The sequence below is a fragment of the Arthrobacter sp. 2MCAF14 genome (assembly GCF_052115645.1).
In the GTDB taxonomy this organism is placed as follows: Bacteria; Actinomycetota; Actinomycetes; order Actinomycetales; family Micrococcaceae; genus Arthrobacter.
In genome coordinates this window covers 1-23,741 of record NZ_JBFRHB010000046.1, presented here as the reverse complement: position 1 = coordinate 23,741, position 23,741 = coordinate 1, and the positions used below count along the sequence as shown (strand labels likewise).

Annotated in this window: 21 protein-coding genes and 2 pseudogenes; 13 read left to right on the top strand and 10 right to left on the bottom strand. The window is 62.1% G+C overall.

Annotation, left to right across the window (positions count from 1 at the left end):
• Nucleotide 1: 1 nt before the first annotated feature.
• Nucleotides 2–610, bottom strand: a pseudogene (locus tag AB4074_RS21835) (phosphotransferase); the annotation flags it as partial.
• Nucleotides 611–814: 204 nt separating this feature from the next.
• Here AB4074_RS21835 and AB4074_RS21830 point away from each other — a divergent pair.
• The 4 genes from AB4074_RS21830 to AB4074_RS21815 all read left to right on the top strand — a co-directional run bounded on the left by AB4074_RS21830 (nucleotide 815) and on the right by AB4074_RS21815 (nucleotide 5,332).
• The gene (locus AB4074_RS21830) at nucleotides 815–2,068 is read left to right on the top strand and encodes an ROK family protein (RefSeq protein ID WP_441415263.1); all 1,254 of its coding nucleotides are present in this window, start codon (nucleotides 815–817) and stop codon (nucleotides 2,066–2,068) included.
• Between the two features lie 103 nt (nucleotides 2,069–2,171).
• Entirely contained in the window at nucleotides 2,172–3,527 is a 1,356-nt protein-coding gene (locus AB4074_RS21825) for an extracellular solute-binding protein (protein WP_345452193.1), read from the top strand.
• Nucleotides 3,528–3,530: 3 nt separating this feature from the next.
• Nucleotides 3,531–4,457: a carbohydrate ABC transporter permease gene (locus tag AB4074_RS21820; RefSeq protein WP_441415262.1), complete on the top strand. Its 927-nt coding sequence runs from the start codon at nucleotides 3,531–3,533 to the stop codon at nucleotides 4,455–4,457.
• Between the two features lie 47 nt (nucleotides 4,458–4,504).
• Nucleotides 4,505–5,332, top strand: a complete 828-nt coding sequence (locus AB4074_RS21815; protein ID WP_441415280.1) for a carbohydrate ABC transporter permease — start codon at nucleotides 4,505–4,507, stop codon at nucleotides 5,330–5,332.
• 32 nt (nucleotides 5,333–5,364) lie between these two features.
• Here AB4074_RS21815 and AB4074_RS21810 read toward each other — a convergent pair whose 3' ends face one another.
• Entirely contained in the window at nucleotides 5,365–5,568 is a 204-nt protein-coding gene (locus AB4074_RS21810; RefSeq protein ID WP_113990700.1) for a hypothetical protein, read from the bottom strand.
• A 451-nt stretch (nucleotides 5,569–6,019) separates the two neighbouring features.
• Between AB4074_RS21810 and AB4074_RS21805 the strand changes: the two genes are divergently transcribed.
• Nucleotides 6,020–6,988, top strand: a complete 969-nt coding sequence (locus tag AB4074_RS21805) for a methylenetetrahydrofolate reductase (protein WP_345452188.1) — start codon at nucleotides 6,020–6,022, stop codon at nucleotides 6,986–6,988.
• 66 nt (nucleotides 6,989–7,054) lie between these two features.
• Nucleotides 7,055–9,355 carry a 5-methyltetrahydropteroyltriglutamate--homocysteine S-methyltransferase gene (metE, locus tag AB4074_RS21800; RefSeq protein WP_441415261.1) on the top strand — a complete coding sequence of 767 codons (2,301 nt, stop codon included), beginning with the start codon at nucleotides 7,055–7,057 and terminating at the stop codon, nucleotides 9,353–9,355.
• A 93-nt stretch (nucleotides 9,356–9,448) separates the two neighbouring features.
• Here metE and AB4074_RS21795 read toward each other — a convergent pair whose 3' ends face one another.
• Both AB4074_RS21795 and AB4074_RS21790 read right to left on the bottom strand, forming a co-directional pair.
• Nucleotides 9,449–9,955, bottom strand: coding sequence for a DUF2004 domain-containing protein (locus tag AB4074_RS21795; RefSeq protein ID WP_441415260.1), 507 nt, complete (start codon nucleotides 9,953–9,955; stop codon nucleotides 9,449–9,451).
• Nucleotides 9,956–10,006: 51 nt separating this feature from the next.
• Nucleotides 10,007–10,984: a LysR family transcriptional regulator gene (locus tag AB4074_RS21790; RefSeq protein WP_441415259.1), complete on the bottom strand. Its 978-nt coding sequence runs from the start codon at nucleotides 10,982–10,984 to the stop codon at nucleotides 10,007–10,009.
• 489 nt (nucleotides 10,985–11,473) lie between these two features.
• On the opposite strand from AB4074_RS21790, the gene nrdH reads away from it, so the two are divergent.
• The 5 genes and pseudogenes from nrdH to AB4074_RS21765 form a co-directional block, all read left to right on the top strand.
• Nucleotides 11,474–11,716, top strand: a complete 243-nt coding sequence (nrdH, locus tag AB4074_RS21785) for a glutaredoxin-like protein NrdH (protein ID WP_028267421.1) — start codon at nucleotides 11,474–11,476, stop codon at nucleotides 11,714–11,716.
• A gap of 55 nt (nucleotides 11,717–11,771) precedes the next feature.
• The gene (nrdI, locus tag AB4074_RS21780; RefSeq protein ID WP_441415258.1) at nucleotides 11,772–12,242 is read left to right on the top strand and encodes a class Ib ribonucleoside-diphosphate reductase assembly flavoprotein NrdI; all 471 of its coding nucleotides are present in this window, start codon (nucleotides 11,772–11,774) and stop codon (nucleotides 12,240–12,242) included.
• Between the two features lie 11 nt (nucleotides 12,243–12,253).
• On the top strand, nucleotides 12,254–14,401 hold the full coding sequence (gene nrdE, locus AB4074_RS21775; protein WP_345452222.1) for a class 1b ribonucleoside-diphosphate reductase subunit alpha: 2,148 nt from the start codon (nucleotides 12,254–12,256) through the stop codon (nucleotides 14,399–14,401).
• A gap of 118 nt (nucleotides 14,402–14,519) precedes the next feature.
• Complete coding sequence (gene nrdF / locus AB4074_RS21770) at nucleotides 14,520–15,494, top strand: class 1b ribonucleoside-diphosphate reductase subunit beta (RefSeq protein ID WP_441415257.1); 975 nt, start codon at nucleotides 14,520–14,522, stop codon at nucleotides 15,492–15,494.
• A gap of 56 nt (nucleotides 15,495–15,550) precedes the next feature.
• Nucleotides 15,551–16,009 (top strand): annotated as a pseudogene (locus tag AB4074_RS21765) (sce7726 family protein); the annotation flags it as partial.
• Nucleotides 16,010–16,264: 255 nt separating this feature from the next.
• Here AB4074_RS21765 and AB4074_RS21760 read toward each other — a convergent pair.
• The gene (locus tag AB4074_RS21760) at nucleotides 16,265–16,417 is read right to left on the bottom strand and encodes a hypothetical protein (protein ID WP_441415279.1); all 153 of its coding nucleotides are present in this window, start codon (nucleotides 16,415–16,417) and stop codon (nucleotides 16,265–16,267) included.
• On the opposite strand from AB4074_RS21760, the gene AB4074_RS21755 reads away from it, so the two are divergent.
• Entirely contained in the window at nucleotides 16,352–16,615 is a 264-nt protein-coding gene (locus AB4074_RS21755) for a hypothetical protein (RefSeq protein ID WP_441415282.1), read from the top strand. The two genes, AB4074_RS21760 and AB4074_RS21755, sit on opposite strands and share 66 nt — an antisense overlap.
• 165 nt (nucleotides 16,616–16,780) lie before the next feature.
• Here AB4074_RS21755 and AB4074_RS21750 read toward each other — a convergent pair whose 3' ends face one another.
• The 3 genes from AB4074_RS21750 to AB4074_RS21740 form a co-directional block, all read right to left on the bottom strand.
• A complete protein-coding gene (locus AB4074_RS21750; protein ID WP_441415256.1) occupies nucleotides 16,781–17,476 on the bottom strand; it encodes an ABC transporter ATP-binding protein in 696 nt (231 codons plus the stop codon).
• Complete coding sequence (locus tag AB4074_RS21745; protein WP_441415255.1) at nucleotides 17,476–19,749, bottom strand: bacteriocin-associated integral membrane family protein; 2,274 nt, start codon at nucleotides 19,747–19,749, stop codon at nucleotides 17,476–17,478. The genes AB4074_RS21750 and AB4074_RS21745 overlap by 1 nt, the downstream gene beginning before the upstream one ends.
• A gap of 162 nt (nucleotides 19,750–19,911) precedes the next feature.
• Nucleotides 19,912–20,214: a lactococcin 972 family bacteriocin gene (locus tag AB4074_RS21740; RefSeq protein ID WP_441415254.1), complete on the bottom strand. Its 303-nt coding sequence runs from the start codon at nucleotides 20,212–20,214 to the stop codon at nucleotides 19,912–19,914.
• A gap of 643 nt (nucleotides 20,215–20,857) precedes the next feature.
• On the opposite strand from AB4074_RS21740, the gene AB4074_RS21735 reads away from it, so the two are divergent.
• On the top strand, nucleotides 20,858–21,526 hold the full coding sequence (locus AB4074_RS21735; protein WP_441415253.1) for a ScbR family autoregulator-binding transcription factor: 669 nt from the start codon (nucleotides 20,858–20,860) through the stop codon (nucleotides 21,524–21,526).
• Nucleotides 21,527–21,867: 341 nt separating this feature from the next.
• Here AB4074_RS21735 and AB4074_RS21730 read toward each other — a convergent pair whose 3' ends face one another.
• A complete protein-coding gene (locus tag AB4074_RS21730) occupies nucleotides 21,868–22,539 on the bottom strand; it encodes a DNA alkylation repair protein (protein WP_441415252.1) in 672 nt (223 codons plus the stop codon).
• Between the two features lie 119 nt (nucleotides 22,540–22,658).
• Nucleotides 22,659–23,741: DUF222 domain-containing protein (locus AB4074_RS21725; protein WP_441415251.1), on the bottom strand; the 1,083-nt coding region annotated here is incomplete at its 5' end.

The following is a 23,741-nucleotide window of genomic DNA, read 5'->3' as shown; positions in this document are numbered from 1 at the left end:
GTCAGCGCTCCAAAAGCACCTGCTCCACCCCGAAGTGCCCGATTCCAGCCATCCCGGGATTGTCATCCGAGAAACTGACCATCGCTGTCGCGAGGACCACTGCCCAGCCCTTGGCCCGGGCCCACGTAGCAGCATCCACGGCGCGTCCGAAAGCCGCCATGAAACGGTGCCGGGCGCCGTCGTCGAACATCAACCACGCGACGGCCAGATCGACGGCGGGGTCCCCGGCCCCGAGGTCTCCGAAGTCGACGACGGCTGCGAGCCGGCCGTCGGGCCGGAGGAGGACGTTCGCCGGGTGAAGATCTCCATGCAGCCACAGCCCGGGCCCGCCCCACAGCGGGGCCAGGCAAGCCTCGGACCAGATCGTCCCCAACCGCACCGCCTGCGGATAACGGTTGAAATCGTCGAGCCGGTCCATGACCGCGTCAGACCTCGCTGCCAAAGGCACCCCGCGGACGGGATTGACAGGCGCGCCCGGCGCGGCGGGAACATGGATGGCGAGGAGGAACGCGGCAAGGTCCTCGGCCGCCACATTCCGTGACGCTTGGGAGACAAGCACCGCGGATAGTCCCTCCAACCAAGGAGTCACGCTCCACGGCCATGGATAGGCTGCAGATGGCCGTCCCGAGCAAACTCCTCACCAACCCCGCGGTGACGTCCAGCTCGGCCTGCGGCATGAGTGCCATATTCGAGGCCTCCCATCGGCAATATCCGGGTCCGTTACGCCTGGGCAGCGTGTGGGCATACCGGGACAAGCACGCGTGCCGTACGATGCAAATGCAACAGCATTATTCGAATGATTTTAGGGGAATCCGTGACTGAGATCCGCCAGCCGACTCCGAGGCGCGGAACCAATCTGCCCCGCATGGGGGACTTCAACCTGACTGTCATCCTCGACGCGATCAGGCGCTCGTCGGGCGGACTGAGCCGGGTGGAACTCGCCCAAATCGTCGGCCTTTCACCGCAGACTATTTCGAACATCTCCCGCCGCCTCCTGGACCAACAGCTCATTATCGAGGCAGGCAAGGAAGGCAGCGGTCCAGGTAAGCCCCGCACCATCCTGCGCCTGAACCCTTCCGGAATGTACGCGCTTGGCGTCCACCTTGACCCCGCGGTCATCACCACGGTGGTCCTGGACCTGGTGGGCGACGTTGTGAAGCACTCAAGGATTCCCACGCCCACCGGAAGCAATCCACAGCGCGTCATTGCCGCCATAGCGGAGGAGATCAAGGCGCTGATCGAAGATTCCGGTGTTGATACGGGAAAGATCGCGGGACTTGGCGTCGCGGCCCCGGGACCCATAGACCTTGACGAGGGTACGGTCGTGGATCCGCCCCTCATGACGGGTTGGGACCGGGTGCACCTGAGGGACGCCCTCGCCGAAGCCACCGGGCTCGAGACCCTTGTCGACAAGGACGTCACCAGCGCGGCCGTCGCCGAAACCTGGGCCGGCGGGGCCAGCGGCACCGGAAGTTTCATCTTCATGTATATGGGTACCGGCATCGGTTGCGGCATCGTGTTGAACGACGAAGTTGTCCGCGGAACATCCGGCAACGCCGGTGAAATCGGACACATCATTGTCGATCCGGACGGGCCCCCATGCGATTGCGGCCTGCGCGGTTGCGTCAAGTCTTCCTGCATCCCGCAGGTCCTCGTGGCCGAAGCCGAAGAGCAAGGTGTCCTGAACGGTGGCCGCAAAGGCACCGAAGGCCCGGAAGTCCAGGAAGGCTTCGCCCGGCTTTGTGATGCCGCGGATGCGGGTGACGAACGCGCCATCGCGATCATAGACAAGTCAGCGGTGCTGGTTGCCCGGGCGGTTGCGGTGGTGACCAACACCCTCGACGTCGAACGCGTCGTCTTCGGCGGTCCGTTCTGGGGCCGGATGTCCGAACGTTACCTGGATCGCATTCCTCCCCTGCTCGCCGAGAACAGTGCCGCCAACAGCATCCATGGCATCGAGGTTGTGGGGACCGGAGTGGGCGAGGACGTCGGCGCCATCGGGGCGGCCTGCCTGGTGCTGGAACATACGCTTGCGCCGCGCGCCCAGCGGCTCTTGTTGGAAGGCTGAGGCCTTCTCCACGTCCTGCGTCGCAGGGCTGCTTTATCAATATCGGCAACAGGCTGGGCCAGCTGAAGTGTGGGGGCTGCAGCCGCTTGAAGATCGGAGCGTCATGCGTCGCCCAGTCCGGATCGGAGCAGCACTGCTCGGCGTCGTAGGCCTTTTGGCCTCGGCCGCCTGTTCCACCCAACCGCAAGCTGTCAGCAAACAAACCATCAAGATCGTCTATCAAAAAACGGACTCCTTCACCGCCCTGGACAAGGTTTTCCAGGACGCCAAGCAGGAATTCGAAGCGGCAAACGCGGGCGTCACTGTGGACCTTGAGCCCATCCAAGCCAACGACGACGACTATGGCACCAAGCTTGCGCTGTCCCAGCGATCCCCGGACACCGCTCCGGACGTCTTTTACGAGGACACCTTCAAGGTCCGATCGGACGTCGACGCCGGATACTTGCTCAAACTCGACTCGCAGCTGGCCGCTTGGGATGAGTGGTCCAAGTTCAACGAGGGTGCCAAAGCCGCGGGACGCGGTGACGACGGAAGTATCTATGCCGTCCCGCTCGGCACCGACACCCGGGCGATCTGGTACAACAAGACAGTCCTCCAGAAGGCCGGCATCCCGTTGCCCTGGCAGCCGAAAACCTGGGATGACATCCTGGCCGCGGCCCGCAAAATGAAGGCCGCGGATCCGAGCGTGATTCCCTTCAGCATGTACGCCGGAAAAGGCACCGGTGAGGGAACGGTCATGCAGAGCTTCTACGAACTGCTTTATGGAACGGGAAGCTCCCTCTATTCGGAAAGCGACAAGAAGTGGGTGGTGGGATCCAAGGGATTCACCGATTCACTCCAGTTCCTGAAGACCCTCTACGACGAGAAGCTTTCCGTGACCCCCGCGGACGCCCTCGATTCGAATGTGTGGAAGAAAGTCTTTGGACAGTGGCTGCCGCAAGGCAAAATGGGCGCCACGGTGGAAGGCTCCTACGCGCCGTCGTTCTGGCAGAAGGGCGGTTCCTACGAATGGGCCGGGTATGCCCAGGATATGGGAGTAGCCAAGTTCCCCACCCAGTTCGGGCAGGATCCCGGCGGTGTGAGCATGTCCGGTGGTTGGACGCTCGCCGTTGGTGCGAAGACCAAAAGCCCGGACCTGGCCTTCAAGTTCCTGACCACTGCCGTGAACAAGAAGAACGCCTTGGCCTTCGACGTCAACAATTCCCAGATCGCCGTCCGCACAGATGTTGCGTCGGATCCCGGTTACCAAGCGGCCAACCCTTTCGTGAAGGATGTTTCCAATCTGGTGGGCGTCACGCACTATCGCCCGGCGACCGCTGACTATCCGAAGATTTCCCTCGCCGTCCAACAGGCGACCGAGGCCGTCATCACTGGCAAACAAAGCCCGGCAGAGGCGGCAGCCGAATACGACGCTTCGGTCAAGAAACTCGTCGGCGACACCAAGGTCATGCAGAAATGACGCATGGCAGTCCCTGATTCCCTCAGCCGCGGTTCCCTGCGACGAAGATCTCCAATCCCAAGGTCTCTGCGTCGCGGGCTCCGCTTGCTGCCGGTGGTGCCGTCAATCCTGCTGCTGGCCCTCTTCATGTTGGCACCTGTGGCGTGGTCCTTCTTCGCCTCCTTCACCAATGCCGCATTGTCAGGCCAGGCGGCCCTGAACCCCCAATGGGTCGGCCTGGACAACTACGCCCGGATGCTGACGGATTCCGTCTTCCCGCTCTCGGCATGGTTGACGGTAGTCTTCGTGGCCGCCTCTGCCATCCTCGGACAGAACGCACTTGGCCTGGTCATTGCCTTGTTGATGACGAGGTCCGGGGGAGCGACGGCGTCGCTGGTGGGCACGGTGGTGGTCGCCTCGTGGATACTGCCGGAGATCGTCGCGGCCTTCGCGGCCTACGCCTACTTCAGCCAGGACGGCACGCTCAACCAGCTCTTGGGAATGTTCGGTGTCCAGGGCACCAACTGGCTCTATGCCTTTCCGATGACCGCCATCATCCTGGCAAATGTCTGGCGCGGCACCGCGTTCTCGATGCTGGTCTACAGGGCGGCGCTCTCCCAGGTCCCGCGCGACGTTTCCGAAGCCGCCCTCATGGACGGGGCAACGGGGTGGCAACGTCTGGCCTTCATCACCCTTCCGATCATCCGCGGTAGCATCGCTACCAACCTCATGCTCATCACCCTCCAGACGCTCGCGGTATTCACCCTCATCTGGGTGATGACGGCGGGTGGTCCCTCGAACGCGAGCACCACCTTGCCCGTGCTGGCGTACCAGGAAGCCTTCAAGCTCGGAGACATCGGCTACGGCACCGCGATCGCTTCGGTATTGATCCTGATCGGCATGGTCTTCGGTGCCGTGTACGTCAGGTTGATCCGCGGAGCGAAACCGTGACCTCCCTGCGCCGTGCGCCTTTGCTCGCCGGGAAGCGCCCGACGGCGGTGGCCGGGGGGCGGCTCCGGGTCCGCCTGGCTGCCAATGCGGCTTTGGCCGTGATCGGGCTGTGTTTTGTGCTGCCCCTTGCGTGGTTGCTTCTTGCTTCCGTTGATCCGCACGCCGGCTACGAGACGCGGTGGCCGCAATCGGCGTCGCTCGCTAATTTTGCAGCCGTACTGACGCCAGGACTGCTCTTCCAGCCACTCATGAACAGCTTCGTGCTCTCAGCCGGAACCGCCGTCGTGAACCTAGCGGTTGCCGTGCTCGCTGCCTATCCGCTGTCCCGCTACCAATCGCGATTCAACAAGCCGTTCCTGTACGCGATCCTGTTCGGCACCTCGCTCCCGGTCACGGCGATCATGGTGCCGGTCTATGGCCTGTTCGTGCAGCTGCAATTGCTGGACTCGATGCCGGCAACCATCTTCTTCATGGCAACTACCACCTTGCCCATGGCCATTTGGATGACCAAGAACTTCATGGACTCCGTGCCGCTCGAGCTGGAAGAAGCCGCCTGGATGGACGGGGCCTCAGGACTGGCCACCCTCCGGAGAATCGTCGTGCCCCTGATGAGGCAAGGGCTGGGCGTGGTGTTCATCTTCGTTTTCATCCAGGCCTGGGGGAACTTCTTCGTACCGTTCATCCTGTTGCTGTCCAGTTCCAAGCAACCGGCCGCGGTGTCCGTCTTCAGCTTCTTTGGCCAGCACGGAGCCATTGCTTACGGAGAACTTGCCGCGTTCTCCATCTTGTATTCGGTCCCGGTGCTTATCCTCTACACCGTGGTTGCCAGGGGCTCCGGCAGCGCGTTTGCGCTTTCCGGCGCGATGAAGGGCTGATCAGCCGACGGCCGGGACTCAGCAGCCGGGACTCAGTCGATGTCCTCCACGATGGTGCCGTACGGGATGGAATCATCCAGATGCGCTTGATGGCCTGTAAGGCCGCGGTTGTAAAGTACGCGCACACCGTGAAGCTTGTCCGCGGCCGATTGCATCAAGATGGGGCGGACGGTTTGGATGAACCGCTCGTCCTTGCCGTCGAGGTATTCCTGATAACTGGCTGGAAGCTGGATCATGGCAAAAGAATAGTCCTGCAGGACCGTCATGGGGAGGGCTCGCGACCCGGTTCTCCCTGACGTACTGTTTTGGGCTTCAACCGTGCCGGACGTCCAAACGAACAATCTTCAGAAATCAGGCGAAACGTAGCGTAAAAGTGCGTCTTAATTCGGTGGGGGATTTGTGGCGCCCGGAACCCCGATCTAGAGTCGTATTCAAGTTACCGCGGTAACGTGTCAGCGATCCTCCGCCGGATCTGCCTCTTGAAGGCAGGCAGGAGGGTGTGGGTGCCCCCATGTGGGCCTGACATTTGCACACGGACAACTTCATTCCAGGCGTAACAGTCGCGGCTGCGCCCTGCTGGAGTTCGTTGCGTGTATCCCCAAACTCAATTCACCGATTCTGCAGTCCACGGACCTGGTTTTCAAGTCCGTGAACGCAGGCCCGCTGACACACAGCCAAAGGACGCAAATGTCACCACCAAGCCTCATCGACACTCATCCGAACTTGACCGGCGCGGCTCCCGTTGCCCTGTCCTACGAACTTTTCCCTCCCCGTTCTCCAGCGGCCGCGGAGTCCCTCTGGACGACCATCGGCGAGCTCGAGGCCACTGACCCCGACTTCGTTTCCGTGACCTACGGCGCCAGCGGATCCAACCGGGACACCGCCGTCGAGCTCATCAACCGACTCCTGCTCGAAACGACCCTGCGGCCATTGGCCCACCTGACCTGCGTCGGAAACACCCCGGAGGAATTGGCCGAGATCATCGGCGAGCTTCTGGACAACGGCGTGCGCGGCATCCTTGCGCTGCGTGGCGACCTCCCCAAGGACAGCGGACAGCCGGTCAACGGTTCGCTGCGCTACGCCCAGGACCTGATCGAACTGATCCGCCGCGTGGAACAGCGACGTTCGGCCCTCCTGTGCGCTGGCAAGATCGCCGTCGGCGTGGCCGCCTATCCCACCCGCCACCCTGAGTCCCCGAGCGTGGAGCACGACGTCGAGGTGCTGCTCGCGAAGCAGCGCTCGGGCGCCGACTTCGCCATCACGCAGGTCTTCTTCCACACCGAGCAATATGCGGACCTGATCTCCCGTGCCCGACGTGCCGGCGTCACGATCCCGATTATTCCGGGTGTCATGCCGCTGACGAGCCTTCGTCGGCTCAAGCGCCTCGGCGAGCTCACCGGCGTCGAACCGGCACCGGAGCTGATCGACCGCCTTGCCGCGGCGGACAGCGACGCCGAACGGCGCAAGATCGGAGTCCGCGCCACCGTGGACCTGGCCAATGCCGCACTCCAGGCCGGTGCTCCGGGCATCCACCTGTACACCTTCAACGAGCACGCCTGCGCCCTGGACGTGCTGGACAAGCTTGCCTTGCCCCGGCCGGCCCGGCCTGCCAGCAGGCTCAGCGCCATTGCCCGCCGGCAAGAACTCGTGAGCTGATCAGCCAACGCTGCTCCCCAAAGCCCTAGACACATCGATTTGCACCTACTGCCCCAAGGAAATCCCATGACTGAACAGAACCTCACCCAGTTCCCCTCTGCATCCCTGCTCGGCTACCCGCGCATCGGCCGCCGTCGCGAGCTCAAGAAGGCCGTCGAAGCCTACTGGGCCGGCAAGATCGACGCCGCTGCCCTTGACGCCGCTGCCAAGGACATCCAGCTGACCACCGCGAAGCGGCTCCAGGAACTCGGCCTCAACGAAGCCGCCGCCGTTCCGGGCACTTTCTCCTTCTACGACCAGGTGCTTGACGCCACCGCGCACCTGGGCGCTGTCCCGGCCCGTTTCGGCGAGTTGCTCAACGCCGATGGCCAGCTCGACATCGATGGCTACTTCACGCTGGCCCGCGGCAACAAGGAACAGCAGCCGCTGGAAATGACCAAGTGGTTCGACACCAACTACCACTACCTCGTTCCGGAAATCGGCCCGGAGACCGACTTCAAGCTCGCCTCCAACCGCATCGTCGAGGAATTCGAGTTCGCCCTCGCCAACGGCATCGAGACCCGCCCGTACATCGTCGGCCCGGTCACCTACCTGCTGCTGTCCAAGGCTTCCGACGACGCCCCTGCGGGCTTCGCTCCGCTGTCCCGCCTTGAGGACATCCTCCCGGTCTATGTTGAACTTCTCGGCAAGCTTGCCGCTGCAGGCGCCAGCTGGATCCAGTTGGACGAGCCCGCCCTCGTTGTCGACCAGGACACCCCGGCTGCGGAAATCCAGGCCGCCACCGCCCGTGCATACGAAGTGCTCTCGGGTGCCGCAGCGCGCCCGCAGCTCTTCGTCTCCACCCCGTACGGTTCACTCGACGGCCAGCTCGGCACCCTTGCCGCGACCAACATCGACGCCCTGCACGTCGACGTCTTCAAGGGCGCGGTTCCGTCCGCAGCGGCCCTGGCAGGCCTGGGCAACAAGACCCTGGTTGCCGGCGTCGTCGACGGCCACAACATCTGGCGCAACGACCTCGCCGTCTCGGCCGCCAAGCTGGACGAATTGAAGGCCGCGGCCGGCAAGCTTGCCGTCAGCACCTCCACCTCCACCCAGCACGTTCCGCACGACACTGCCGAGGAAACCCAGCTCTCCGCACAGCTCCGCAGCTGGCTCGCATTCGCTGACCAGAAGGCCGTCGAGGTAAAGACCCTTGCGGACTACCTGGCCAACCCGGCTTCCGCGAAGGCCGCCATCGACGAAGCTTCCGCTGTGATCGCCTCCCGCGCCACCGCCGAAGGCGTCCAGCGCGCCGACGTGCGTGCCCGCACCGCTGCCCTCACCGAGGCCGACTTCAACCGCTCCGAGTACCCGGTCCGCGAAGCCGCCCAGGAAGCAGCGCTGCACTTGCCGCCGCTGCCCACCACCACCATCGGCTCCTTCCCCCAGACCTCGGAAATCCGCTCCGCCCGCGCCCGCAACAACAAGGGCGAGCTCAGCAACGAGCAGTACGAGCAGCTCATGAAGGACGAGATCAAGCGCGTTGTCGAGCTGCAGGAAGAGCTCGGCTACGACGTCCTGGTGCACGGCGAGCCCGAGCGCAACGACATGGTCCAGTACTTCGCCGAGAACCTCGAAGGCTTCGACGTGACGGTTCACGGCTGGGTCCAGTCCTACGGCTCCCGCTGCACCCGTCCGTCCATCCTCTGGGGCGATGTCACCCGTTCGGCTCCCATCACGGTTGCCTGGGCCGAATACGCGCAGTCCCTGACCAGCAAGCCGATGAAAGGCATGCTCACCGGTCCGGTCACCATCCTGGCCTGGTCCTTCGTCCGCGACGACCAGCCGCTGGGCGAGACCGCCAACCAGGTCGGACTCGCGCTGCGTGACGAAATCGCCGATCTCGAAGCTGCCGGCATCAAGATCATCCAGGTGGACGAGCCCGCACTGCGCGAACTCCTGCCGCTGCGCAAAGCTGACCACGCTGCTTACTTGAAGTGGTCGGTTGACTCCTTCCGCCTGGCCACCGCCGGTGCCGCCGACGCCACCCAGATCCACACCCACCTCTGCTACTCGGAGTTCGGCGTGATCATTGACGCGATCGACGGCCTCGATGCCGACGTCACGTCGATCGAAGCAGCACGTTCACGCATGGAGGTTGTCCACGACCTCGAGGCGCACCACTTCGGCCGCGGCGTTGGTCCGGGCGTCTACGACATCCACTCGCCGCGTGTTCCGGGCGAGGCCGAAGTCACCGAGCTCCTGTCCACCGCCGTCAAGCACGTTCCGTCCCGCCAGCTCTGGGTCAACCCGGACTGCGGCCTGAAGACCCGCGGCTACGCCGAGACCGAAGAGTCCCTGCGCAACCTGGTCAACCTCGAAAGGTGACCGGCCGACGGTGTTTTTAATCATCGCTTGCTGGGCCCACACCGGCAGGGTTCCCTGGCCGAACTTGTGAGGCGAGGGGGCCGGTGGGGAGTATCAGGACTCCCAGAGGATCTCGTCGTCCACCACGCCGTCCTCATCCGCCGCAACTACCAGGAGCTCGTCGGTGAAGTGCGAGCCCAAGGTGAAGTCCAGGACGAAATAGCGCTCCGGCTGGCCGGGGTAGATCGCTACATGACCTAGTTTGAGGGCGTTGAGGAAAACGTCCTTGGTGAGCTGCGTCTTGTCACGGACGCCGAACACCGCCTCCAGTTGCTCATCCTTGAGCTGGTTGGAGTGGAAGTGGAGGAATTGCTGGGAGTTGGTGCCGTCCTGGTCCAGCTCCTCGGCGATCATGTCCCGGACCTGGTCCACCAACTCGGGGAGGTAGCCCAGGCGGTAGTCCACCTTGTGGAGTGCCTTCTCGTCGAAGTGGTCATGCGCCGCGACGTTCAGGTCCAGTTCGAGGGGATTTCCGGCGAGCTCGTGCGAAGCCACGTAACAGTGCTCCCGCCCGTGGTTGAGCTCGATCTCCCCAAAATGTTTGCTCGCTACCTTGCTCATGTCTTCAAGATAGTCCCAAACAAGCGGCGTGTTCCAGCATCCGGGAAGATTTCAGGTACGCGGTTTGGGCGTTGACTTTTGAGTCGTTTTGGGCATCGTCGCGGTACTGCGCGCCCGGACCGTTGCGGTGCTCCCGCGAAGCGTGTCGGCCAGCAATTCCGTGAACAGCTGCACCTGCGCCGTGCGCTTCTCGTTGAGGAGCAGGGCGAACACGTTGCGGGCGAGCCGGATGTCCGGAACATCGAGAACCACGACGCCGGGCGGCCGGTGCCGCAGCGCGAGTTCCGGCACCAAGGCGGCGCCGAGCCCCGCTGCCGCCATCTCGAGGCTGGCGTGGAAGTCATCGCTGTAAGCCACGACGCGCGGGTGCAGATTGCAACTGGCGAACAGGCGCTCGATCACTACGGCGTCGCTGGTGCCCGGATGGTGCATGATCCAAGGCATGTCCGAGAGTTGCGAGGCCTGCATTTCGGCGTCCTCCCGGATGCCCCACGACGCGGGGAGCACCACCCGGAAATCGTCGTCGCCGATCCACTGCCGGTCAAGTGTGTGCGGCCACGCGAGCCCGGACTGGCCCACTTGGTACACCAATGCGAGGTCCAGTTCGCCGCCGGTGCGCAGCCCCTGGATGGTCTGGGAAGGTTCGGCCACCCATACGCGGAGTTCAATGCCGAGATTCTTCCAGCGCGGGTTCCGGAGGATGTCCGGGAGGATGTAGGTTGCCAGGCTGGGGAAAATGCCCAGCCGAAGTTCCTGGACGGGGGAGTCCGTGCTCCGTGAGGCGGCCGCCAGGAGGGTCTCGACGTCGGTGAGCACCTTGGAGGCATGGCGCACCATGGTGAGGGCGGCTTCGGTGGGAACCACGCTTCGGGCGGAACGGTGGAAGAGTTCGACGCCGGTGTCCCGCTCCAGCGCTGCCATCTGTTGGGAGACGGCTGATGCGGTGTAGCCGAGCCGCGCGGCGGCTGCCGCGAAGGAACCGAGCCGCGTGACTTCAAGCAGTGTCCGCAGGTGGAGAAGGTTGACCATTAGTGATCCTTAGGCTCGGTGCCGGCCGAAAGACCGTGGAAGCCAGCATAGCTGTGTGAATTCGGTCTCCGCTGGTGCTGTTGCTGGGTCGGCCCGGCGCCACGAAACCTTGTTTGCAGGATGCCGCGACACGCCGGGATCCAAGCGACACGCTGGCGATTAAATGTGGCTAAGTAGTCCACAGGGTGTGGATTACGTCTCCGGAATTGGCGGATTCCCGGACATTTTTACCTCCCTTGCCTGTGGACTACCGGTGCGTAAAATGACATACTTGTAATACATCATCTTGGGGTTCCGCCGAGGCGCTTGCACTACATGTAGTATCGATTTACGGATTGAGCGGGAAACCAGCACAAGACATGAATGCAAGACGTGAATAGGATAGTTTGGCCGCCCAGGCGGCCAGCGGGCCAGTATCGGAGTCGGAATCAGTTCCGGTCGGGGCCTGCCGAACGAAGAGCAAAGACTTCAACAAAGGGGACAGGGACCATGACTGTTACGGTTTACACGAAGCCGGCCTGTGTTCAGTGCAACGCAACGTACCGTGCACTCGACAAAAAGGGCATCGCCTACCAGAGCGTTGACATCTCACAGGATGCCGAGGCCCTTGAGCGCCTGAAGGCCCTTGGATACATGCAGGCCCCCGTCGTGGTGACCGAGCAGGACCACTGGTCGGGATTCCGTCCGGACAAGATCGAAGAGCTGGCACTGGCTGCCGCTTCGGTGGCCTAGTTTTCAAGACTCCGCCACAACAACAAAGTATTCCAATGTAGTCGAGGTGACTCCCATGGCAGCGCTGGCAACAGCTCCTGCTCAAGAAATGGCTGAAGCTGTCAGCACGCGGAGTCACCTCATCTACTTTTCCTCCACATCTGAGAACACCAAGCGCTTCGTCCAGAAGCTCGGCGTCGACGCGGCACGCATCCCGCTCCATGCCAAGGACGCGCCGCTGCTCGCACTGGAACCGTTCGTCCTTGTGTTGCCCACGTATGGCGGCACGAATGGCGAAGGATCGGTGCCCAAGCAAGTCATCAGGTTTCTGAACAACCCGCAGAACAGGGAACTGATCCGCGGCGTCATCGGAGCAGGAAACACCAACTTCGCGGAAAACTACTGCATGGCGGGAGACATCATCGCCACCAAATGCCGGGTTCCGCTTCTTTATCGATTCGAACTCATGGGGACTCCGGAAGATGTTGACCGGGTCAATCAAGGATTGGAAAAGTTTTGGACACGACTGTCGCAGATACAGAAGTAACCAGGGGCGCTATGGACACCGCCAAGGTCAAGAAGCCATTGCCGGAGGCCTACAAGGGCCTTGGCTACCATGAGCTCAACGCCATGTTGAACCTCTATGGTCCGAACGGAGAGATCCAGTTCGAAGCCGACCGCGAGGCCGCGCACCAGTACTTCCTGCAGCACGTGAACAACAACACCGTTTTCTTCCACGACCTGGAAGAGAAGCTGGACTACCTGGTCAAGAACCAGTACTACGAGCGCGAAACCCTAGATCAGTACACGATGAACTTCATCCGTGAGCTCTTCAACCGCGCCTATAAGAAGAAGTTCCGCTTCGAGACCTTCCTCGGCGCCTTCAAGTTCTACACCTCGTACACGCTCAAGACGTTCGACGGCAAGCGCTTCCTGGAGCGCTACGAAGACCGCGTCTGCATGGTTGCCCTGCACCTTGCCCGCGGCAACGAAGAACTGGCCAGCCGCCTCGTCGACGAGATTATCGACGGCCGCTTCCAGCCCGCCACGCCCACGTTCCTCAACGCCGGCAAGGCCCAGCGCGGTGAGCTGGTCTCCTGCTTCCTGTTGCGCATCGAAGACAACATGGAATCGATCGCCCGCGGCATCAACTCCGCGCTGCAACTGTCCAAGCGCGGCGGTGGCGTGGCCCTCTCGCTGACGAACATCCGCGAGCACGGCGCCCCGATCAAGCAGATCGAGAACCAGTCCTCAGGCGTCATCCCGGTCATGAAGCTCCTCGAAGACAGCTTCTCCTACGCCAACCAGCTCGGTGCCCGCCAGGGTGCGGGGGCCGTGTACCTGCACGCCCACCACCCGGACATCTACCGGTTCCTGGACACCAAGCGTGAAAACGCCGACGAGAAGATCCGCATCAAGACGCTGTCCCTCGGCGTCGTGGTTCCGGACATCACGTTCGAGCTGGCCAAGAAGAACGAGGACATGTACCTCTTCTCCCCGTACGACGTCGAACGCGTCTACGGTGTCCCGTTCTCCGACATCTCGGTCACCGAGAAGTACTACGAGATGGTGGACGACTCCCGGATCAAGAAGACCAAGATCAGCGCCCGCGAGTTCTTCCAGACCCTCGCGGAGATCCAGTTCGAGTCCGGCTACCCGTACATCATGTTCGAGGACACCGTGAACCGGGCCAACCCGATCGCGGGCAAGATCACCATGAGCAACCTGTGCTCGGAGATCCTGCAGGTTTCCACGCCTTCCATCTACGCCGAGGACCTCAGCTACGAGACGGTGGGCAAGGACATTTCCTGCAACCTTGGTTCGATGAACATCGCCAAGACCATGGACTCCCCGGACTTCGGCTTGTCGATCGAGACGTCCATCCGTGCCCTCAGCGCGGTGTCGGACATGTCCTACATCAACTCGGTGCCGTCCATCGCACAGGGCAACGCCCAGAGCCACGCCATCGGCCTTGGCCAGATGAACCTGCACGGCTACCTTGCCCGTGAGCACGTCCACTACGGTTCCGAAGAGGGCCTGGACTTCACCAACATCTACTTCTACACGGTGCTGTTCCACGCTCTCCGTGCCTCGAACAAGCTGGCCATCGAGACCGGTCAGCCCTTTGCCGGCTTCGAGAACTCCACGTACGCAAGCGGCGAGTTCTTCAATAAGTACACCGAGCAGGAATGGACCCCGGAGACCGAGCGCGTTAGCGAGCTCTTCGCCGGCATCCACATTCCGACGCAGGACGACTGGCGCGAGCTGAAGGCTTCCGTCATGGAGCACGGCATCTACAACCAGAACCTGCAGGCTGTGCCGCCCACGGGTTCCATCAGCTACATCAACAACTCGACGTCGTCGATCCACCCGGTGGCCGCCAAGATCGAAATCCGCAAGGAAGGCAAGATCGGCCGCGTCTACTACCCGGCTCCGTACCTCGACAACGACAACCTGGAGTACTACCAGGACGCGTACGAGATCGGCTACGAGAAGATCATCGACACCTACGCTGCCGCCACGCAGCACGTGGACCAGGGCCTGTCCCTGACGCTGTTCTTCAAGGACACCGCCACGACGCGTGACATCAACAAGGCACAGATCTACGCATGGCGCAAGGGCATCAAGACCCTCTACTACATCCGCCTCCGCCAGCTCGCGCTGGAAGGTACCGAAGTTGAGGGCTGCGTTTCCTGCATGCTGTAGCCGATTACGGTTGTTTATTTGCGGCAGCCGCCGCGCCTCAAAACTGAAGAGCACGACGCCGGGTGAGCGCCCGGCGTCGTACGCTTACCTTAAAGAACACATACGTTAAGGGGACGAAATGACCGAAAAGGTCAAGCTGCTTAGCCACGTCGAAGCGATCAACTGGAACCGCATCCAGGATGACAAGGACGTGGAGGTCTGGAACCGCCTGGTTAACAACTTCTGGCTGCCGGAGAAGGTGCCGCTGTCCAACGACGTCCAGTCCTGGCACACCCTGACGCCGGACGAGCAGCAACTCACCATGCGCGTATTCACGGGCCTGACCCTGCTGGACACCATCCAGGGCACGGTTGGCGCTGTTTCCCTGATCCCGGACGCGATCACCCCGCACGAAGAGGCCGTCTACACGAACATCGCCTTCATGGAGTCTGTGCACGCGAAGTCGTATTCGTCGATTTTCTCGACCCTGTGCTCCACCAAGGAGATCGACGACGCCTTCCGCTGGTCCCTCGAGAACGAGAACCTGCAGAAGAAGGCCCAGATCGTCATGGACTACTACCAGGGCGACGATCCCCTCAAGCGCAAGGTCGCTTCCACGCTGCTGGAATCGTTCCTGTTCTACTCCGGCTTCTACCTTCCGATGTACTGGTCTTCCCGTGCCAAGCTCACGAACACGGCTGACCTCATTCGCTTGATCATCCGCGACGAAGCCGTGCACGGCTACTACATCGGCTACAAGTTCCAGAAGGGCCTGGAAAAGGTCTCCGAGGAAAAGCGCCAGGAAATCAAGGACTACACCTTCGAGCTGCTCTTCGAGCTGTACGAAAACGAAGTCCAGTACACCCACGGCCTCTACGACGGCGTCGGGCTGGCCGAAGACGTCAAGAAGTTCCTGCACTACAACGCCAACAAGGCCCTCATGAACCTCGGCTACGAGGCCATGTTCCCGGCTTCGGTTACCGACGTGAACCCGGCCATCCTGTCGGCCCTGTCACCTAATGCCGACGAGAACCACGACTTCTTCTCGGGGTCCGGGTCGTCTTATGTGATTGGCAAAGCTGTTAATACTGAGGATGAGGACTGGGAGTTTTAGGGCTGCGCGGCAACCAAGTTCATTGATGAGCTGAGCCTAGCCGGCAAGTTCGGGTCGATGTCGCAGTGCTGAACGGTACGTTTTCCGGCTACGAGATGAAAAGTGCCCACGACACGTTACGCAGGCTCCCCAAGCAGGTCGAGGTTTACTCGAAGATGCTTGATCAAATGACGTTGGTGGTGGCAGACAAGCATGTCGCCCATGCTTTGCCGTTGCTTCCTGACTGGTGGGGTGTCGTCACTGCCAGCAGTTCTGCAGAAGAGGGACTTGTCCTGACTCCCATTCGTGAGCCGCAGGCCAACCCGGGTATAGATCCGTCATTCCTTGCCACTTTGTTGTGGCGTGAGGAGCTGTTGGCTGCTTTGGAACAGCGAGGTCTTGATAAGGGTGTCAGTTCCAAGCCGCGCCATGTGCTTATGGCGCGGCTGGTGGAACATCTTGACATTGATGAGATGCGGATCTTGGTCCGCGAGCAGCTTAAGTTCAGAGAGAACTGGCGAGAGTGTGCAGCGTGACCTCAATGTGCCTGTAGGTCGCCCACCGACGCCACGTCATGGGGTTGCCTGACGGTCCTCCGGACGCGGCAGCCTCGATCCAGGTTTCGGTCTTGGTCCGGATCGGGGTCCCGTACAGCGGGTGCTTGATGAGGGTATTCAGCACCGGGGCAACGGATGCGCCGCCCTTGCCTTTGCCACCTGATGCCTTGTAGAGCCCGCCGCGGACGAAAACCCAGCTGGGCTCAGCGGTGCACCGGAACGTGGCGCTGATGGTCAGCAGTTTGGGGTCGAGGTCGGCAGGTCCTTCGGCCAGGAATGGCCGCCGGTCGTAATGTGACGCCAGCCAACAGACGGCGCGGCATGCATTTCGTTCTGAACTGCCGCGGCAACCAGCGCATCGACTTTGGCCTCGAAATCCAGGAACAGGTCAACATCCCTGTGGGTGACGCCCACCGCAGCCATAGCCTCGTGGATTCCGCCGCGTTGATCCCGGGCCAGTCGTTGGTTGTCAAGCGGATGCCTATACCGCGACTATTGGCGGTGTGGAGCGCTTTTGCGGCATCCAGGAGAGCGGGAGAGCTCTCGGGACTGACGAGCGGGATCAGCAGCAAGCCCAGCTTCTGAGCTTCGCTGACAATCCATTGCAGAGGGTGCTGGTTATGGACGTACCCTTCGTCATCCAACAGCGAAAGGTCGACGAAAGCAGCTCGGTTGCCACGGGCGGTGAGCAGCTTCTTGGGCAGATCCGCCAGATGGTCGGTGGGGGACTTGGCGAACAGTATCAGCACCTCAGACGATGTCGTGGTCTGGTTGCTGAATGGGCTTGGTTCCAGCGGTGTCTTCAAGGCTGACGATGCGGTCGCACGCGTCAGCGACAACGCTGTCATGTGTGACGATGACGATGGTTTTTCCGTAGTTCCGCATGCTGCTCAGGATGTCCAGGATGTGGTCCCTGTTCTCGGCATCCAGGGAACCGGTAGGTTCGTCGGCGAGTACGAGCTCGCAGGGTTTGAGCATGAGCCGTGCCAGCGCGAGCCTTTGCTGCTCCCCGCCTGAGAGTTCGTAGACCTTGCGGTCGGCAAAACCTTCCAGTCCTGTGCGGTGAAGGGAAGCCGAGCGAACGTCGGCGCGCTCGCGGCGGGGAGTCCGTGCGTACTTCTGGGCAACCCTCAGGTTGTAATCTGCGGTTTCACCATCGATCAGTGCGTAGTTCTGAAACAGATAGCCGAGCCGGTGCCGCAGGAGTTTCTCCGCCTGTTTGGATTTGACTCTTGGTGCGGGCCCGCCGAATAGCGAAACGGCGCCGGAGTCGAACGAATCCAGTAGTCCGATCATGTTCAGTACCGTGGACTTGCCCGTACCGCTTTTGCCAGTGAGTGCGATCATCTCGCCCCGCCCGACCGTGAGGCTCAGGCTGTTGACGACCTTCCGACCACGGAAGGATTTGCTTACGTTCGTCAGCTCGCATATCGGTTCGCTATTCACTAGAACTCGCCTTTCAGTACGTCGGTTGTTCGTTTGTTCTCGATGAAGGCCAGAGCAAGGGCGGAGAAGACCAGTTCCAGCGCCAGGATGGTGCCAGCGGTGGCCATTACGACGGAGCCGCTGGCCGTCCCTGAGGCTGTAGCGGTGGCGAAGGGGGAGACGCCGGCGGCATTAAGCAGCAGGGCGCCGGCCAGTTGGATTCCCCAGACAAGTGCGAAGACTGTGAGGAACTCCTGGTAGCGACTGATGAAAGGCATTCCGAACAGCCGCCGCACGACGATGCGGCGGGAAAACCGCTCGAAGGTCAGCGTGAGGCACTGCAACGCCAGGGCAAGCATTGTCAGGAGCAGTCCTGCGGCCGTGATGGCGATGTTCCTGATTCCTTGCTGCAGGTATTCCACTTGGCCGAGTGCGTATTCGTTCATGGTGACCAGGTGCAGGAGATTGTCGTCGAGCTTCAGATCTTTGAGCAGGGGGCTGAGTTCAGCCTGGGTGTCGGAGGTGCTGGCGTCCTTGAGCCTGATCTTCAGACCCGTCCCTGCAGCGCCGGTGATCATGTTGCTGCGGTCGATTCCTGCGCTGTTTGCTGTGGTCATGACTTGAATGATGGGGTCCATGACGACATTCCCGTCATCTGGGGCAACTGCGGGGTTGAAGCTGAAGACACGTTGGTTGTTGGCTGTCCAGACGATGCGTACTATTTGGGACTGGACTGCAGGGGGAACATCCCGCCCGAAGACGACCTTTTCGGCTTGCGCCACCCCTTGCCGGTGAGGGCCTCCGGTGCGCGATGCCGTGAAGTAGGACAGGATTTCGTCGCCGCGGTCGCTGTAGGACTCCGGGACCAACACCACCCAGTCGGTGTCGTTCTCCTGCACTGATGTGCGGTTCCCGTCGGCGGCCCTGATGGGGAACTCGTTGAGGTAGTTGGGGTTGACAAGCATGGAGCGGAAACCGCCTGGCTCCACCGGGTTGGCCAAGGCCGTCGGTTCGAAATTCGTGGAGTCGATGAACACTGAGCCCATCGCGTTCAAGGGTGAATAGAGGCCATAGACCTGGGCTTCAGTGGGGCCAGAGCGGCCGGTTTGGAGATCGATGAGGTCATTTCCGACACTGGTGGGGTAGTAAATGCCGTATTTTGAGGTCGACTGCCAGTTACCGAGAAGGGTACTTTGCTGTTGGATCTGGGTGTATTGGGTCCACAAGCCGGCCGCGGTCACGACCAGCAGCATAGTGAAGGCGGCTTTGAGGACGGTGCTCGTAACGAAAAGGAGCCCTGTTTCCTTCAAGTTCTTGATGGCAGCAGAGACCTCCAACCTTCGGATGTAGATGCATGTCAATAACGAGGCCAGCACTGCGATCCCGGCGAGTTTGGTAATGCTGAGGGTTACTGCTGCGAGGAAGAGTGGTGTGCTGCCGGGGACCAAGAGGCATGCCACGACCATGACGGCCCCGGACAATGCCATCGTGAGGGTTATGAGGGATCCGGAAACCTGGAACCAGATCCTCAAGGTGCTGTAGCCGTGCAGTTTCAGTACCCCGGACCGTTTCGCTTCGTAAAGCTGGCGGTACACCAGGAGAATAACGACGAAGAACACCAGACTGTACATGAGCACCATCAGCAGGGAAGCGGTGTTAGTTTGAAGTCCCCCGAAGGGAGCCGCGGTCGTTGTGAAGCCGGCGGCGGACCACCGTGTCGTCCCCAGCAAGTCATTGAAGTTCTGAGCCAGCGCTGCGGTGAACTCGTCACATGCGGCTCTCGTGCTGCATTCGACGTAGTAGGCCCCGGCCGCCGGAAGCGAATCAAACGCTGCCCGCAGGCCCCTGATGAAGACCCGGTCATTGCCGCCGAGGTCTTCCAGGACCCCCGCCTGCTGTGAATCCTCTGATGCCAGTGAAGCGAGTACCGGACCCGCTTCGCGAGTATCGGAAGGACTCAGCACGTGGCCGCTACGCAGACGGAAGGAGTTCCAGAAACGCGTCTGTTCGGCTGCGAGCAGGACGTAGTGGGTGAGCTGAGGCTTGTCATCGCTGTTGTAACCAATGGAAGTGCGGAGGACATTTACCTTGGCCGAATCCGCCGCCTTCTCAAGGGCATTGAGCGCTACTACCGGGTCAGCGAGAGCTGCATCGCTTGGCACGTCAAAGGGGCGTGCGATGGACGCTGCTGCCTGCTGCATGCCGGTCCGCTCGGAGTTATCAGCCTCGACAAAGGACACAACCGCTCCAGCGGCTGACAACAGGACGAGAAAAGCAACGAGAACCCACTTCATGAATGGAACACCCTTCCTGGGTGATAGGCGCTGAACATTGTGACCGCCTGAAACCGGGCCTGAGGGAAGACAAATGCGTTACCGGCTCCCAGGCCCGATTCCTTCGGCGTTAGACGCCCCGATGCCCTAGGTCGTCAGCGGTCACCCACGCGGCGGGAATGCCTAGTAGTTATTCCAGTACTGGGCTGCGCTTTCCCCGGACCCGCACTGGGTGTCGGCGTTGGCCCACGAACCAGCGTTGGCGTAGATCTTGACGTTGTGAGGCCCACCGATGGCCGTCGCAGAGTGGTACTGCGTCGGGTTCACGTAGTGGGACCACACGTTTTTGAACCACGGAGCTTGGAACGAGGTTCCATAGCTCCATGTGCCGCCCCCGACGTTGACGATGGTGCCAGCCATCGCCGGTGCCACTGAGGCAACCCCCAAACCAAGAACCAGCAAACCGATCTGTATCGGTCGTTTCATGACACTTCTCCTGTCTGATATCTGATGATCTTGTTGTCTCAGCGACTCCCAATATTGAAGGTGCGAGAGTGCCGTAAAACAAACCTTACGTCCGGTTTTCTTAAACGAGTCCACTTGTCGCAATATTTCGTGCGTTTCGGTTGGCGGGTTGCCGGCCTCGCCGTGGCTTGGCAGATTCTTATTGGTGCGGATCAGGATCGCGCCAGATAGCCCCTGTGCCGGAGCGAAGCCTCCGTTGAGATGCCAAAAGCCGGGGCTCCAGCCGGCAATTTCGTGGGGCTGAGTCGGATAACTCTGCTGTCACAGGTTCGGAGAACGTTACGTGTGCCCTCGCGGCTTACCCCGTCGGGCCATGTCGGCGTCAGGGCCGACATACGAGGCCGCGTTGATCACAACGTCGATTCCGTCCCGAGCCGCGGAAAGGCTTGGCAAATCGCCCCGTATGACGGAATTGTCACACGCTCCGACGTTGTCGTAATTCCGTCTTGATAGGATCGATACGGCGGTATCGCTTGGGAATTCAGGGCACGCAGAATGCGGTTTCCTATAAATCCTGATGCCCCGAGCACCCGCTTCGGCTCACCGTCTTGTGGGCGCTGTCGCAGCAATCCACTCGTTTTTCGACCAGAGCTGAGGTTCATCGTTGGTCCTTCAAGATCGCGCAAAGGCAACGCGGGAGGCGATCATCGCCGGAGCGGCGCTGGTCTTCGAAGAACATGGCTTCGGGACTGCTAGCGTTTCGCTCGTCGCTGAAGCAGCCCGGGTGACAAAAGGCGCCATGTACTTCCACTTTAAGTCCAAGGACGAGCTTGCCCGGGCGGTCCTGGACGAACAACACGCGATCACGGTGGCGGCAGGAGAGCGCATTCTTGCGGAGAAGGCGCCGTCGCTGGAGACCATCATCCGGCTGTGCGGCGCCTTTGGGGCACTGCTGGCGACGGATGGCGTTGTGCGGGCCGGTATCAGGCTCACGCTTGAAGCGTCGGCGTTCGACCATGACGTTCAAAGACCCTACGAGGACTGGATAGCCATCATGGGCCGTCTTGCCGAGCAAGGCATCCAGGAAGGGCAAATCCGTCCGTCCGTGGATCCGGCGTTCCTGTCCCGGTACATCGTTGCCTCGTTCACCGGGGTACAGATGGTTTCGAATGTTCTGACCGGACGCGAAGACGTCATGGACCGAATACAGCAAATGTGGGAGATATTGCTCCCAGGCATCACCCATGAGAGCTGGGCTGGATCCGACGTATCTGCTGCCTTAGTGACGACAACGCCGGTCCCGGCGCGAACGACTATGGGCGCCCAGGCTTGATACGCGCGACGGTGCGCATCAGTCCGCCACCGGCGGAGTGAACGCCGACCACCGCGATAAGGGCGCAACTGTCTTCAGTTAGGGATTCGACGACCACCTCGTGTTCTGCCTCTAGCTCGGCCAATGCCCATGCCTGCCCAGCAGGCCTGCGAGCGCGTCTTGTGTCGCCGAGTGGGCTTTAAGTCCACGCTCCGTGATGTTCGGATCTCGGTTGTGCTCGTCTCCTTGAAGCGGGCCAGCGAACGTACCCACCCGGTCCGGCGCGCGGGCCAGTCCGACTCCCGCTGCGTTCGCCCGCGCTGGTGCATCGGGCGCAGCTTTGTTGTTTCCAGCCCCAATTCCTACTTACCGTCCTGTCGGCGCGCCATTTCAGTGATCCAGATGGGCGCGAACGGAGAGGTGCAATTCGGGGGAGTCGGGTAATCCTTGAGCACCCCCAGGCGCTCACCGATGTCGATAGCGCGGGCGCGATACTCGGTGTGTTCGATCCCGATCTGGGCCAGGCAGTGGTTCATGGCCCATTGCAGGCGGTCCGGTGCGTCTTTCATCTCCTTGTCGATCACGTCGAGCAGTCGTGCGAGGTCCAGGCCCTCGGGATTCTTGGCCGCGCGTTCAGTGGTCAGTGCCCAGCCGGAACTCGCGACCACTGGATCCGGATCGGTGAACCAGGCAAGGCGCAGCTCCTCGCAGTGCGGGTTCTTCTTCACCACGTAGTTCACGAGCCAGTCGTGAACTTTCGGCGTGCGCGCCTGGCGCAACATGACGTCCAGCTCATGGCGCTCGAACGCCTTCGGGCGGCAGATCAGGATAGCGAGCAGTCTCGCTGCCGTGTCATCCGTCGCCCAGAGCTGGTGTGCGAGTTCCTGCTGCGTCTTCAACCGCTTGGCGAGCGCGCGCAGTTTGCCGAGGTTCACACCGTGATCGTTACCGTGTTTCTCATTCACCTCGCGGGCTCTCGGGTCCTCGAGGGCGGCCAGCTCGGCCACTATCTCGTGCACGGTCGTCTCGGTCACCGCAGCCTCCTGCTCATCACTTGTGGGGTCGAGCCTACTAGCAGGCGCGCCTGTGCTGCGCCGTCATGAGGGCGTTCCGGGGCGGCAGGACTGTGTCCCTTTTTGAAGGTTTTGGTCGATCAGGCGTCTTGGTACGCGGCGCATTCCGGGAAGGGGTCGTTCACGAATCCTGGCTCGCCGGGATCCTCTGGCCAGCCCGGGTCGTCCATGGCGTCGACGTCCATGTCGTCGGGGTCGGGCCATGGGTGTGCGGCGGTGAAGGCGTGCCAGTCCGGGAAGGGATCCGTGGGCAGTTCCGGTTCCGGATTCCCGGGCAGGTCGTGGTCCGGTGGGGTGTCCGTGTCCGTGTCCGTGATCGGAACATGTTCTGGCCAGCGGGGTGGTTCCCAGTCCTGGTGTTCGCTGGGGTAGTGCCGTTGTGAGGGTGAGGTCCACCCGGGCGGGTGGTCTTTGCTGGCCGGGGTGGGGGTCCATGCGGTGCGGTGTTTGAGTCGGTGGTGTTTGGGGCAGGGTTGGGCCAGGTTGGTGATGCCTGTGGTGCCTCCGTGGGCCCAGGCCAGGAGGTGGTCTGCTTCGTTGTCCAGGGAGTGGTTGTTGCAGCCGGGGAAGGGGCATTTGCCGTCGCGGAGCCGCAGCCATTGGCGCTGGGCTTTGGTGAGGCGGTAGCTGGTGCGGCCGATTTCCAGCGGGGCGCCGTCGCGGGGGTCGGTCAGGACGCGGTGGAAGGAATCGGCGCCGTCGGCGAGCAGGGCCCGGGCGGTGGAGGGCGGGATCGGCCCGTACCCGTCGAGCATGGCCGGTTCCTCGGTGGCACCGATCAGGGACAGGACCGGGACGGTGACCAGGACCTGTGCCCTCGGGGACGGAACCCGCCCCGCCGTGCCCGCACTCATGCCCGGTCCCGCACCGCTGGCTCCCGCACCGCTGGTTCCCGCACCGCTCAGCCCGGTGCCGCCGTCGGGCATTGCGGTGTTGGTGCCGGCGCTGTGGTTGGTGAGGAGCCAGGTGGCGGTGATGTCGGCGCGGAGCTGGGCGAGGGTCCGGGTCTCGCCCGGGCCTTGGAGGGCGCGGGCGGCGGCGGTGGTCCGTTCCCAGATCCCGGCCGCGGTGTCTGCGGGGAGGTGGGCGGAGAGCCAGGCCATGCCGTCGCGGTCCGGGAGGTATTCGACGCGCCGGTCCTGGGCGCTTTGGGTGTGGCGTTC

Coding starts and splice junctions, on each gene's coding strand:
- AB4074_RS21790 (WP_441415259.1), bottom strand. CDS start 10,984: ATGGTCAACCTTCTCCACCTGCGGACACTGCTTGAAGTCACGCGGCTC.
- AB4074_RS21820 (WP_441415262.1), top strand. CDS start 3,531: ATGGCAGTCCCTGATTCCCTCAGCCGCGGTTCCCTGCGACGAAGATCT.
- AB4074_RS21745 (WP_441415255.1), bottom strand. CDS start 19,749: ATGAAGTGGGTTCTCGTTGCTTTTCTCGTCCTGTTGTCAGCCGCTGGA.
- nrdE (WP_345452222.1), top strand. CDS start 12,254: ATGGACACCGCCAAGGTCAAGAAGCCATTGCCGGAGGCCTACAAGGGC.
- nrdI (WP_441415258.1), top strand. CDS start 11,772: ATGGCAGCGCTGGCAACAGCTCCTGCTCAAGAAATGGCTGAAGCTGTC.
- AB4074_RS21805 (WP_345452188.1), top strand. CDS start 6,020: ATGTCACCACCAAGCCTCATCGACACTCATCCGAACTTGACCGGCGCG.
- AB4074_RS21740 (WP_441415254.1), bottom strand. CDS start 20,214: ATGAAACGACCGATACAGATCGGTTTGCTGGTTCTTGGTTTGGGGGTT.
- AB4074_RS21810 (WP_113990700.1), bottom strand. CDS start 5,568: ATGATCCAGCTTCCAGCCAGTTATCAGGAATACCTCGACGGCAAGGAC.
- AB4074_RS21755 (WP_441415282.1), top strand. CDS start 16,352: ATGCATTTCGTTCTGAACTGCCGCGGCAACCAGCGCATCGACTTTGGC.
- AB4074_RS21825 (WP_345452193.1), top strand. CDS start 2,172: ATGCGTCGCCCAGTCCGGATCGGAGCAGCACTGCTCGGCGTCGTAGGC.
- nrdF (WP_441415257.1), top strand. CDS start 14,520: ATGACCGAAAAGGTCAAGCTGCTTAGCCACGTCGAAGCGATCAACTGG.
- nrdH (WP_028267421.1), top strand. CDS start 11,474: ATGACTGTTACGGTTTACACGAAGCCGGCCTGTGTTCAGTGCAACGCA.
- metE (WP_441415261.1), top strand. CDS start 7,055: ATGACTGAACAGAACCTCACCCAGTTCCCCTCTGCATCCCTGCTCGGC.
- AB4074_RS21795 (WP_441415260.1), bottom strand. CDS start 9,955: ATGAGCAAGGTAGCGAGCAAACATTTTGGGGAGATCGAGCTCAACCAC.